The 13,280-nt window shown below is 47.0% G+C and carries 8 protein-coding genes; 3 read left to right on the plus strand and 5 right to left on the minus strand.

The window, feature by feature from the left end:
• Positions 1-59: 59 nt before the first annotated feature.
• The 3 genes from essB to M0696_RS16065 form a co-directional block, all read right to left on the minus strand.
• Positions 60-1,415 carry a type VII secretion protein EssB gene (gene essB, locus M0696_RS16055; RefSeq protein ID WP_248602155.1) on the minus strand — a complete coding sequence of 452 codons (1,356 nt, stop codon included), beginning with the start codon at positions 1,413-1,415 and terminating at the stop codon, positions 60-62.
• Between the two features lie 14 nt (positions 1,416-1,429).
• Entirely contained in the window at positions 1,430-1,669 is a 240-nt protein-coding gene (yukD, locus tag M0696_RS16060; RefSeq protein WP_010329928.1) for an ESX secretion system protein YukD, read from the minus strand.
• A 70-nt stretch (positions 1,670-1,739) separates the two neighbouring features.
• Positions 1,740-2,033, minus strand: coding sequence for a WXG100 family type VII secretion target (locus M0696_RS16065; protein WP_003220661.1), 294 nt, complete (start codon positions 2,031-2,033; stop codon positions 1,740-1,742).
• Between the two features lie 568 nt (positions 2,034-2,601).
• On the opposite strand from M0696_RS16065, the gene adeR reads away from it, so the two are divergent.
• From adeR to M0696_RS16080, 3 genes are all read left to right on the plus strand, one after another.
• On the plus strand, positions 2,602-3,831 hold the full coding sequence (adeR, locus tag M0696_RS16070) for a sporulation transcriptional activator AdeR (RefSeq protein WP_246303188.1): 1,230 nt from the start codon (positions 2,602-2,604) through the stop codon (positions 3,829-3,831).
• 101 nt (positions 3,832-3,932) lie between these two features.
• A complete protein-coding gene (gene ald, locus M0696_RS16075) occupies positions 3,933-5,069 on the plus strand; it encodes an alanine dehydrogenase (protein WP_222141954.1) in 1,137 nt (378 codons plus the stop codon).
• Between the two features lie 113 nt (positions 5,070-5,182).
• Complete coding sequence (locus M0696_RS16080) at positions 5,183-5,860, plus strand: YukJ family protein (protein ID WP_222141955.1); 678 nt, start codon at positions 5,183-5,185, stop codon at positions 5,858-5,860.
• 43 nt (positions 5,861-5,903) lie between these two features.
• On the opposite strand, the gene M0696_RS16085 is transcribed toward M0696_RS16080, so the two are convergent.
• Positions 5,904-6,113 carry an MbtH family protein gene (locus M0696_RS16085; protein ID WP_044158967.1) on the minus strand — a complete coding sequence of 70 codons (210 nt, stop codon included), beginning with the start codon at positions 6,111-6,113 and terminating at the stop codon, positions 5,904-5,906.
• A 14-nt stretch (positions 6,114-6,127) separates the two neighbouring features.
• On the minus strand, positions 6,128-13,267 hold the full coding sequence (gene dhbF, locus M0696_RS16090) for a non-ribosomal peptide synthetase DhbF (protein ID WP_248602156.1): 7,140 nt from the start codon (positions 13,265-13,267) through the stop codon (positions 6,128-6,130).
• Between the last annotated feature and the right edge of the window lie 13 nt (positions 13,268-13,280).

The following is a 13,280-nucleotide window of genomic DNA, read 5'->3' on the forward strand; positions in this document are numbered from 1 at the left end:
TGGCGAACCCCCTAACGGCCGAATGGCAGCATGCGATGACCTGTGCTTCATGTCTCACGTTATTTGTCATCTTTTTTCTCATCTTTCTTTGCTGTTTCTTTTTTCTCTTGTTCTTCTTTTTTCTTCTGTTCTTCTTGTTTCGCTTTTTCCTCGGCTGCGGCTTTTTCTTCTGCCGCTTTCTCTTCAGCTTGTTGTTTTTCTTCGTCTGTTTGTGTTTGTTCTTCGGTTGTATCGACTAAAGATGTATCCTGTCCTTTATTTTCTTCATGTTCCTTTTTTGCTTTTTCAAGCTCACTATTTACTGAATCGAGTTCTTTTTGTATATCTTCATCATTTGTATCTTCAGATAAAAGCTGCTGTTTATATTTAGCTAGCCCAAAGTAAATATAATCATTGTATTCAAGTTTACGGCCGATACTGATAGCTTCTTTGTAATTCCCTCGACCATAATCAATCCAATACAAGAAATGCTGAGGGTCTGATTGCAGTGTGACTAAATTATTTTCAATATTTTTAGTTTTTGCACTCCCTAGATTTTCAACCTCAACATAAGACGTCGCCAGCTGATACTGCACCGATTCAGGCAGGCTTTCCGCATCGTACTTGGACAGTGTGCTGATAACCTCACTGTACTGTTTGTTTAGGAAAGCACGGTTGCTGTCCACTATCGCCTGGTGCTTTGGCTGTGCGAAAAATAAAGAGTACATCGAATAAATAAGGGCGGGTACAAGCAAAACAATGAGCCCCAGGCCGATGTACCGCTGGATGTTCCACTTCTTTCTCGGGATATGTATGTATGTTTTCGCTTTGGCTTCGAGCTCATCGATATGGGTTTGAATCAGCTCGAGCAGATCATCATAGGACGCCGCCTCCAATATCGCCTTAGCCTCTGCGGAGAACGTCAGCGTTTCATTGAATTTCAGGTAATCTTCAAACGCAAAAGCGCCGTCAACTGCCAAAGCCGCTGCCGCTTTCAGCTCCCCCCACACTCTTTCCTCATCATGCCCGTAAGGAGGAATGCTTTCTTTTACTCCATAATGGAGAAAATAAGGCGTCAGGCCTTTATCGAATACAATGTTTTCAGGAGCGACAATCAAATTCAGCCTAGACAGATTGTGCTGCTGTACAGCTTGGACAAGCTGATAGGCAAACTGCCATTTGCTTTTTTTATCTTTAGCTTTCATGAAGCGGAATGCTTTATAGGAGGGAGGAGGTTGGATTGTGATGATCACTTCGTCATCCGTCACATCGATCTCTTTATGAAAAAATGGATTTACATCTTTGATCACGTTGGCTTCGAGACCGTCCAGAAGCTTTATTTTTTCCCGCTGAAAGGTAAATGTATAGCCGGCATCTGTTTTCTCGGCAACGGCTTCTAATTGGTTTTCTAAATATGATTTTTGTTTATCCGACATTCAACCAGATCCTTTCATAATATTTCAAGCCGGTCTCCGTTTGTAATGCCGCAATCAGACAGCTTGCATTCTCCGGAAAACACCGTATCCTTATTAACCACTCTGATCCAGTGCCCTTCGCGCGGAGGTATGGCTACGCTCTGGGCTTGCCAAGCAATATCAATTACTTTTTTCACCGGGTGGTAATCTGACAATCTGAGATCAAAGACACTGCCGTTATAATGTTTCAAATCTATTGTAATATCAATATACATTTTAGGATCACCCTTACATAGAAAGAGCGCCGTCTTCTCGTGAATCAGGCGCTCCTTCCCTTTCATACTGTTATCCGCGGATTTGATTTGCGATGTCTTGGTCAGTAGACTCAAGTGTATTTGCTGTTTGATCAAGCTGCTGATTCACATCTTGAAGCAAATCTGACATTTTGATAAATGAAGGTTTGAGCTGCTCGTATTGATCTGCGAACGCTTCGCTTGAAGCACCTTCCCACATGCTTTTCAAATCAGAGATCATGCGATTTAAACGATCAACCTGGTTTAATACTTCTTGGCTTTCAACGCCATATTGCTTCGCCATCGCTCTTAGCTCTTCGGGTGTGACACGAATTAATCCTGCCATATTCCTCATTACCTCCTGTGCCATCAGCCTAAATATGGGCTAATTCACTTATTTTTAGAACGTCATTATTATAAAAACAGTTTTTCGGTACAGTCAAACAAATATGTTTTAATTTTACAAAATGAGTCCAATGGTTTACCCCTGATCACTTAAAAATGACATATATTGTTAAACAAGTAGGTTCATTTTCTTAATCTTCTCTTCATTCTCCGAATAATCCAAAAGACCCAAATGATTCTCCAACTCCCAAAAAAAACCTTTCAGAAAATTTGATGCTACAGCACCATTTCTGAAAGGTTCAGTTTTTTCTTTCCTTAATCAAGCTTGCCCCCGATGACTTTCTTAGAAGAATAATAGGATAGGTTTCATATCATTTAAGGCATACAACTGTACTGTAAATGGGCGAATGCACCGCCAATCGTATATAAGACGTTTCTCTCAGTATGCCATGTAATTGCTTTTTTCGCTTCCGCTCTTTGTTGTTGATTTTCACAAACAACAACAATCATAATAAAAGGAAGGGGATGAGATGTCAAAAAGAAATCAAGCATGAAAAGTAGGGAGATTTATGACCATGCCAAATGATCCGTTTAAATACAGTTTTGACAGACTTGAAGATGTTGCTGATCATATCAGTGACGTTCTGCGGTGCCCGATTACCATAGAGGATGTTAACCACAAGCTGCTTGCCTACAGCACACACAGCGACTGCACAGACCCTGCCCGGACGTCTACAATCATTGGCAGAAGAGTACCGGAGAAGGTCATTAACAAGTTGTGGAAAGACGGAACGATTCCTGCTCTTTTAAAAACGGACCAGCCGATCAGAGTAAAGCACATAGATGAAGTCGGGCTAAGCAATCGCGTTGCAATTTCCATTTGGAAAAACAACCAAGTGCTTGGCTTCATATGGGCGCTTGAGATCCAAAAAACATTGTCTGACGATGATCTGATGACATTGCAAATGGCCGCAAAAGCAGTGAGAAACAAGCTTCTTAAACTCCAAATCAGAAAAACGAAAAATGAAGAACGCAGCCAAGAATTTTTCTGGAAAATGCTGACCGGACACATTCATCAGGAGCATGACATGGCAGATGGCTTCCACAAGCTTGGAATGGTCGCCCCTTCTGAGTTTTCCGTTATGATTATCCGGATTAACGGCGAGCTGACTGAAAAAATCGAACAGCAGCTGCAATATTTGCAGGAAACGACCCAGCAGGTTCACGTGCTGCTGACGACCGTAGATTCCAACGAACTCATTATTTTAACCGCGCCTAAAACAGATCATCCTTTTCAAGATTTAAAGCAGTTTGCTTTAAGTACGCAAAAACAGCTGAAGGAACGTTATAAAATAGAAGGCGTTTCTATCGCTTTTGGCGGAATATACCATTCTATTTCTTTTGTCTCCCGCTCCTATCAGGAGGCATTGTCGGTCTTAAAAGCGAAGGAACGGTTCGCAGAAGAGACAAAACATCTTTTCAGTTTTTCTGAGTTAGGCATTTATCAATACTTGGATGTCTTAGATGAAAAACGGAAACAGACCGGATATTTTAATTATTCGCTTTCCAAACTTGAACAGTATGATCGGGATCACCAGTCAAATATGGTAGAAACGCTAGAACGTTTTATTGAAGCAGACAGCAACGTGAATACAGCCTCCAAGGTGTTAAATATACACGTTAATACGTTGAATTACCGTCTCAAGCGGATCAGCCAGATCGCTGAAATCGATTTAAAAAATGTGAATCAAAAATTTACCATCTATTTAGATATTAAGCTTCGTCACATGGATTTGTGAAATTTCACAAATCCATGTTTTTTTATTTTCTTTTTCAAACAAAGAATTTTCTAAAGAATCAAGCTACACTAAAAACATTACAGGTACAGGAGGAGACAGATATGATCATAGGGGTTCCTAAAGAGATAAAAAACAATGAAAACCGCGTTGCATTAACACCTGGAGGCGTTTCTCAGCTCATTTCAAACGGCCACCGGGTGCTAGTTGAAACAGGTGCGGGCCTTGGAAGCGGATTTGAAAATGAAGCCTATGAGTCAGCAGGAGCGGAAATTATTGCTGACCCGAAACAGGTATGGGACGCCGAAATGGTCATGAAGGTAAAAGAACCGCTGCCGGAAGAATATATCTACTTCCGCGAAGGGCTTGTGCTGTTTACGTACCTTCATTTAGCCGCTGAACCTAAGCTTGCACAGGCGTTGAAAGATAAAGGGGTTACGGCGATCGCATATGAAACGGTTAGTGACGGCCGGACATTGCCGCTTCTGACGCCAATGTCAGAGGTTGCAGGCAGAATGGCAGCACAAATCGGGGCTCAATTTTTAGAGAAACCTAAAGGCGGAAAAGGCATTCTGCTTGCCGGAGTGCCAGGCGTTTCCCGTGGTAAAGTAACGATTATCGGAGGAGGCGTCGTCGGCACAAACGCGGCGAAAATGGCAGTCGGCCTCGGAGCAGACGTGACCATTATCGACTTAAACGCAGACCGCCTGCGCCAGCTTGATGACATCTTCGGCCATCAGATTAAAACGTTAATTTCTAATCCAGTCAATATTGCAGATGCTGTGGCGGAAGCGGATCTTCTCATTTGCGCAGTCTTAATTCCGGGGGCTAAAGCTCCGACTCTTGTCACTGAAGAAATGGTAAAACAAATGAAACCTGGTTCAGTGATTGTCGATGTTGCGATCGACCAAGGCGGCATCGTCGAAACCGTCGACCATATTACCACACATGATCAGCCGACATATGAAAAACACGGCGTTGTCCACTACGCTGTGGCGAACATGCCAGGCGCTGTCCCTCGTACATCAACAATCGCGCTGACTAACGTTACTGTTCCATACGCGCTGCAGATCGCTAACAAAGGGACTTTGAAGGCGCTGACAGACAATACAGCACTGAGAGCAGGTTTAAACACAGCAAATGGACACGTGACCTATGAAGCTGTCGCAAAAGATTTAGGATATGAGTATGTCCCTGCCGAGAAAGCATTACAGGATGAGTCGTCTGTGGCAGGTGCTTAATTCACATAGAGCTTGCAGAAAGAATTCTGCAGGCTTTTTTTATCTTTTAAAAGGAAAAAAGAGGCCATGTCACGAACTTAAACGATGAAAGTTGATCATAAAGGAGGATTCATATGGCTGTTCAGCAATATGGCGTGTTAAAAGGCATTGTCTTAGACATGAAGCGTGAAACCGATGATGACAGTCCTCATTTCCAAGTCAAAGTGCTCGGTGAAGAGAATACGTATTACAGGTGCGCCATCAATGTGATGTCCAGTTCTGAGGAATCTGAAGTATTGTATTTGGCTGACGATCAATTTGATTCAAGCTCGATTACCATCCTTCCGAACATGCCGTATGGATATACAAGGATCAATGAGGCAAACCGTGAAGTGGCGCTGGATTATGTGCGGGGCAATTTGTTTGACCCGGGAGAAATGAAGCCTTTGCCGCATGAAATCACGGGGCCTGATAATGATTTAAATGATTTTATTGAAACGTATATGAAGAAAGCAAAAGAAGAGAAAGCGCCAATTTATATATTCGGCTCAAAATTTGGGCCGGAACAAACTGCAGATAAAATATTCGGCTTTACCCCGACCAACGGCATGCACAATATCCATATGAATCAAGGGAATGCCATGGATAGCCGCTGGAAAAAAGACAACGGCTCTTGGCATGACGGAGGCATTCTGATTCAATTTGCCGATCAGTGGGCCGCTGTGTTTTTAGCGTTTTTATCCCAATCATGGTGTACGGATGAAAACGGAAACCCAGTCAGAGATTGTGATCATACCCAAACATCTGCGTGAGATAGAAAAAGAGACTGCGGCAAGCAGTCTCTTTTTTATGCGATTATACATTTTCAACAGGCTTTAGGCTGTTTGGCCTCATATCGCTCCAATGCGATTGGATATAGTCCAGACAAGCTTCACGCCCTTTTTGCTCATGAACGACTGTCCAGCCGCTCGGCACATCTATAAATCCGGGCCATAGGGAATATTGGCCTTCTTCATTGATCAGCACCAAATATATGCCATCCGCATTTTCAAAAGGATTTGCCATCTCTTTCTTCCCCCTTATTTATTCATCTCTTCCAGTTTGACAGCGAGAACCTTGCCGATTTGAGCGAGCGGTTCCGGCTGACAAAGATCTTTATGGCGGCAGTCGATGTCAATTTGTTCAATTTGTCCGTTAATATAAGGTTTCCACGAATCCGGTTCAATCGGATCAAACCATTCGGGTATAATTGTTGATCTGAAAAACAAGACATTTCCACGGAAGGTTTTCGGCTTATATGAGCCTAAAATGCCGACAGAATTGACATACGTATTCTTCAGATTTAAAATGACCGATTCATCCAGGCTCGCTAGCGCGCTCCCGTCACGGCGAAGAATCTCAATCGCCGTTTCAAAATCTAGCGGTTTGTCCCCTAAGCTGTCTGGGTCGTACCCGCCTAACGCCAGAAGAGCAATAAGCGCTTCCTCATCATCCGGCGCATCTATTATAGGAAGGAAGTGGTTCGGATAGGCATCCAGCATCACCAATAAGGATACTTCTTCTCCTTGATTTTGCAGCTGGGTTGCCATCGCTTGAACGACATTTCCGCCCAGGGACCAGCCTAGCAGATGGTACGGCCCTTTCGGCTGGACCGTTTTGATTTGTTTAATGTAATCGGCTGCCATGTCATCAAGTGTTTTCGGAAGCTCCTCACGTTGCCCGATTCCCCGGGCTTGCAAGCCATAGAGCGGATAATCTGTTCCTATGTTCGTCATCAAACCGGCATAGCACCAGCTGAGACCCCCTGCCGGATGAACACAGAATAAAGGAAGCTTATCTCCGCTTGTTCGAAGCGGAAGCAAAACGTCGAGTGCGCTTTGGCTTGAACCCATTTCAAGTCTTTCTGCAAGCCCGGCCACAGTCGGCGCTTCGAACAAGTTTCCGATGCTCAGTTCTACGCCGAGCGCTTCGCGGATGCGGCTCATCAGCTGTACAGCAAGCAAGGAATGTCCGCCTAAATCAAAGAAACGGTCATCAATGCCGACACGCGGCAAGTGAAGCACCTCCATAAACAGGTCACAGAGGATTTCTTCCTGCGGCGTTCTCGGTCCGCGTCCTGTCACAGCCACTGCGAAATCCGGAGCGGGCAGCGCTTTACGGTCAAGTTTTCCATTCGGTGTCAGCGGCAGTTCTTTCATCGTCACAAAGGCAGAAGGCACCATGTAATCCGGAAGCCTCTCAGCAGCATATTTGCGCAGTTCCGCCGTATCAAACGTTTCTTCCGAAGAAGGTATGACATAAGCTGCCAAACGTTTATCTCCCGGCTGATCCTCACGCACGATTACTGCTGCATCTTCAAGCTGCGAATGCTGAATGAGCGCCGATTCAATTTCTCCCAGTTCAATCCGGAAGCCCCGAATTTTCACTTGGTGATCGGCACGGCCGACATAGTCAAGAGAGCCGTCAGCGCGGAGGCGGGCCACATCCCCAGTTCGATACATCCGAGTACCCGGAGGACCGAACGGATCGGCTATGAAGCGTTCTGCTGTTAATCCAGCACGGCCTAAATAGCCTCGTGCCAACCCCGCTCCTGATACATATAGCTCTCCGGCTACACCCGGAGGAACCGGCTGCAGGCGCTCATCCAGCACATAAACGCCAAGATCGGGAATACCGCAGCCGATCAAGCTGTTGGCCCGTAAAGCCGCAATGCCTCGGTCTAATTCGATATAGCTCACATGCACAGTCGTTTCTGTAATACCATACATATTGATAAGTTGCGGTCTATTTTCAGGATGACGGTTATACCAATCCTCTAGACGGCTGAGTTCAAGCGCTTCTCCGCCAAAAATGACATAGCGCAGACTGAGCGCCTGCCCGAGATCCGGCTGCTCCCGTTCCGCCTGCATCAACTGATAGAAAGCAGACGGTGTCTGATTCAAAACGGTCACACCTTCTTTGACAAGCAGGCGCAGAAACGCTTCTGGCGATCTGCTGACGTGATGAGGCACGATCACAAGACGCCCGCCATGAAGCAGAGGCCCCCAAATCTCCCACACCGAAAAGTCAAACGCATAGGAATGGAACATGGTCCAGATATCGTCTGAGCTGAAATGGAACCAGTGATCAGTCGATGCAAATAAACGCGTTACGTTTTGGTGAGGAATCATCACACCTTTAGGAACGCCTGTTGAGCCTGATGTATAAATGACATACGCCGTATTTAAAGGAGAAAGCGGCTGAATTCTATCCGTATTTTTCGGATTCTCAGCAGGGTATGTGTTTAGTTTCTCTGCCAGTTTGGTATCATCGAGCACGATTTTCGGCACGTTTTCCGCTGTCGGAATGTGCTCTGCAGCTTTCGTGTTCGTCATGATAAACGCCGGCTGTGCGTCCTTCAGCATAAAAGCGATTCGGTCAGCCGGATAGTCTGGATCGAGAGGCAGATAAGCTGCGCCGGCTTTCAGCACCGCCAATAGCCCGACAGCCATTTCCAATGACCGAGGCAGTGCCAAGGCTACAAATTGCTCCGGTCCGACGCCTTCGCTGATCAGCATGCGGGCAAGCCGATTTGCTCTTTCATTCAGCTCTGCATAGCTCATTGACTGATCTTCATAAACAACGGCAATGGCATCAGGACTTAAAGCAGCCTGCTTCTCAAATTGTTCCGGCAAACATGCGTGCGGAATCTTTTCAGAAACACTTTGCCAATCTGTTACCATGCTGCTGCGCTCCTCCGGTGCAAGGATGTCCAGATTTCCGATTTGCTGATCCGGATCAGATTCGGCAGCCTCCAGCAGGCGCATCAGACGGTCAGCAAGAGCCTGAGCAGTTTCCCGCTTGAAAAGATCAGTACTATACTCGAGCAGTCCTTCCAATCCGTTTGGAGTCCCGTCAGCAAGACGATTTTCACTGATTTCCAACGTCAAATCAAACTTGGCTGAACCGACACTGTGGATCCGCAGGCTGCTTTCCATGTCAGGTAGGTTCAGGTCAGCATCCGGTGTGTTTTGGAATGCAAGCATGATTTGGAATAAAGGATGCGTCGCACGCGAACGAGCCGGATTGAGCACCTCCACGAGTCTCTCAAACGGAAGATCCTGATTTTCATAGGCTGCCAGATTCACGTCCCGTACTCTGTCAAGAAGCTCACGGAAGCTTGGGTCACCGGACGTATCGGTTCTGAGCACCAATGTATTGATAAACAGCCCCACAAGATCGCCTAGCGCATCATCATTCCGCCCCGCAATCGGACTGCCGATCGGAATATCAGTGCCCGCCCCGAGCCTTGTCAATAAAGCGGCGAGACCGGATTGAAGCACCATAAACAGGCTCACCCTATTTGCCCGGGCCAGATCCTGCAATCGCTTGTGCAGCTCAGGCTCAATGTGGAAATGAATCGTATCCCCATCATGACTCGGCTCAGCCGGACGTGAATAATCGGTTGGCAGTTCAAGCTGATCAGGAAGATTCTTCAAGGTTTCTTTCCAGAAAGCAAGCTGTCCGGCAATCAAACTATTTGGATCATCTCCGCTTCCAAGCAGTTCTTGCTGCCAAAGCGCATAGTCTGCATATTGCACAGCAAGGGGCGCCCATTCAGGAGCTTTTCCGTGACAGCGAGCCGCATAAGCCGCTCCAAGATCGCGGGTCAGCGGTGTTAAGGACCAGCCGTCCCCGACAATATGGTGTACAAGGAGAAGCAGCACGTACTCGTCAGGACCGATGACAAAAAGCTCTGCACGAAAAGCAGGTTCAACTGCAAGATCAAAGCTGTAGCGCACAGCTTCAGCAAACCGCTCAGAAAGCTCCTTCTCAGCAATTTCAGTAACATGTAAAACAAGCCGTGCTTGATCAGCGTCTAAAATATGCTGATAAGATGTCCCCTGTGATTCAGGGAAGATCGTCCGAAGACTTTCATGGCGGCAGACGAGATCATAAAGTGCCGCTCGCAGCACTCCTTGGTCCAGCTCACCCGACAGACGGACAGCAACCGGAATATTATAAGTAGGACTAGGCCCTTCAAGACAGTGGAGGAACCATAGCCGGCGCTGGGCAAAAGAAAGTGGAATCCTTTCAGGCCGTTCAGCTCTCTGCAATGCGGGGCGTGTACTCTGCGCCTGATGTAGATGGACTGCGAGTCCGGCTACTGTCGGTTCGTCAAATAGATTAGCGATACCGAGTTCGGCTCCCATTACCTCGCGAATACGGCTCATCAGACGGGCTGCAAGAAGAGAATGACCGCCAAGCTCGAAGAAACTGTCATCAATGCCGACCCGTGCCAAACCAAGAACTTCGGCAAACAAGTCACACAATATCTCTTCCTGAGGAGTCCGCGGTCCCCGATTGCTGACAGATGTACTCAAATCAGGTGCCGGCAGTGCTTTCCGATCGAGCTTTCCATTAGGTGTTAATGGCAGTTCGTCCATCTCTACAAATGCCGCCGGCACCATGTAATCAGGCAGACTGGCACCCACATAACGGCGAAGCTCGGCAGTATCAATAGCTGAAGCAGCGACTACATACGCTACCAATCGTTTGTCTCCCGGCTGATCTTCCCGAACGACAACCGCGGCCTGTTCGATGTCCGGATGCTTGGCAAGCACGGCATCAATTTCTCCAAGTTCAATTCGGAACCCGCGAATTTTGATTTGATGATCCGCCCGCCCGATATAATCCAAAGACCCATCAGTGCGCCAGCGGGCCTGATCTCCGGTCCGATACATCCGAGCCCCCGGCGGTCCGTACGGATCTGCAACAAAACGCTCAGCCGTTAAATCAGGTCGGCGGAAATAACCTCTAGCCAAGCCGGTTCCTGCAATATAAAGCTCTCCGACAACTCCCGGCGGTACCGGCTGCAAACCGTTATCAAGCACATATACCTGCGTATTCCAAATCGGTTTGCCAATCGGCGGAACGCCCTTCAGCCCTTCTTCAAGAAAAGCTGCTGCAGACCAAATCGTTGTTTCAGTAGGTCCATATAAATTCGTGACTGGACAATGAAGCTCTTGAAGCGCCTGCAAAAGGCCGCTCGGCAGCGCCTCGCCTCCGACAAGCACTCTGAGCCCTCGAAGTGTCTCAGGTTCATTCATCACCAATGCGTGCCATAATGTCGGTGTCGCCTGCATGATATTGATATCGAAATATTCAATCATTTGAGCTAATGCCTGCGGCTCACGGATCGTTTCTTTCTTTGCGATCACGATTTGCGCGCCGCTGATAAGCGGAAGATATAACTCCAATGCTGAAATATCAAAAGCGACAGTCGTCACAGCCAACAGCCTGTCTTCTTCTCCTAGAGAAAACGCCTCCTGCATGGACAGCAGAAAATTGCTTAAGCTTTTCAGCGTAACAACGACACCCTTCGGCCTTCCTGTTGATCCTGAGGTATAGATGATATACGCAGGATAGGCAAGAGAAACCGATACATTCGGATTGTCAGGCGAATAGCGTTTTAGAACCTCCTGCGTAACAGCCTGATCAAGCACAAGCTGCGGTACTGACAGGTCATCAGGCAGACGGGCTGCTATTTCCTCAGTCGTTATGATACATGAGGGGTTTGCATCCTCGAGCATGTAAGAAATTCGGTCGGCCGGAAACTCCGGATCAAGCGGAAGATACGCCGCACCAGTTTTTAGTACAGCAAGCATCGAAACCACCATCTCTGGAGAACGCGGCAGCGCCAAAGCGACAAATTGCTCCGGACAAAGCCCTTTTTCGATCAACAGATGCGCGAGGCGGTTTGCCTTTTCATTCAGCTCTTGATAGTTTACTTGAACGTCATCACATATGAGAGCAATACGTTCCGGCGTAAGGATTGCCTGCTTCTCAAACATGTCCTGAAGGCTGAGCAGCTTCTCAGGCTTTGCCGTCTCATTCCATTCATTAATGACTTGCTTTTTCTCCTCTGGCAATAGAAGCTCCATTTGCCCAATCAGCATGTCCTCCCCGGCTGAAGCCGTTTGTAGCAGCTGTAAGATCCGCTGCTGATGACGTTTAATATCAGACTCGCTGTATACCTCAGGATTCGCATCTACATCAATCCGCAGCCCGCTGCCGTCCGTTCTGTCATATACATTGATTGATAGATCATCGACAGGACCAGCTGAAAGGTTATGCGTTGTTCCTCGGGCCCCGGCAAAGTCAAGACCGTAATCAAACGGCATGAGATTGATTTGCGGGCCAAATAATCTATGATTTTCTCCTATCAGTTTCAGATCACGCCGAAGCTCTTCATGGCGATACTTATGATGTCGCCGAATACTGCGGATTTCCCGGGAAATTTGCTGAATAAGTTCTGAAAAGCTCATCGAAGAGCTTACAGACAGCCGAAGCGGGAGAAGGTTCATCACCATAGCTGGTACATTCAGTGATGCGGACCCTATCCGTCCCATCATGGGCAGACCGAGCACAACATCCTCAGAGCCGGTCATTCGGTGCACATAAACAGCTGACACCGCAATCACGACTTCATGCCAGCTTCCTGAGAAATAGCGCGCCGCTTCTTTTAACGCGTTTACATCAGATAGAGGCAGATGCGCCGTATGACGAAGAAAACTGTTCGATGTTCTTGGCGCTCGGTCTGCCAAACTTACAACCTCAGGTCCATCAGCAAAACGATCCAGCCAAAATTGACGATCCTTCTCATACTGCTCTGATGCACGATAATCTGTATCCTCCTCCAAAATGGCCTGGAGAGACCCAAAGGAACGATCTGTAGCTGATTGTCCTTTCACAAGCGCGGCATACGTACTTGCCACACGCTGGGCAATCAGGGAAAAGCCGAAGCCGTCAATCGCAATATGGTGAATGCGCTGATACCAAAAGAATCGATCAGGCCCGGCTATAAACAGAGCTTCATTGAACAAAGGGTCATAACTTAAATCTACCGGCTTTGCCAAATCTGCTTTCATCCAGTTTAATGCTGTTTGTTCCGGATCAGGCTCAGAGCTGACGTCAATGACGTGCAGCTCTACTTCCGGAGATGGGTTTATCATCTGCCAAGGCCCGTCCATATTTTCACCGAAGCGGACATGCAGCGATTCCGCTTCCTTTATCACGTGCCGCAAAGCTTCTTCAAAAAGAGCAGTGTTGATTGGTCCATTGATTTCTATATATTCCGCTGTATTGTAGATTGGATTCTCCGGGTCTAGCTGCTGAGCAAACCATATGCCGGTTTGCGCTCCGGTCAAAGAATATTGAAGGTCTTTTGTATCAGGCATCCGTTTGTTTACC

This window comes from Bacillus rugosus (genome assembly GCF_023238245.1).
GTDB classification, from domain to species: Bacteria; Bacillota; Bacilli; order Bacillales; family Bacillaceae; genus Bacillus; species Bacillus rugosus.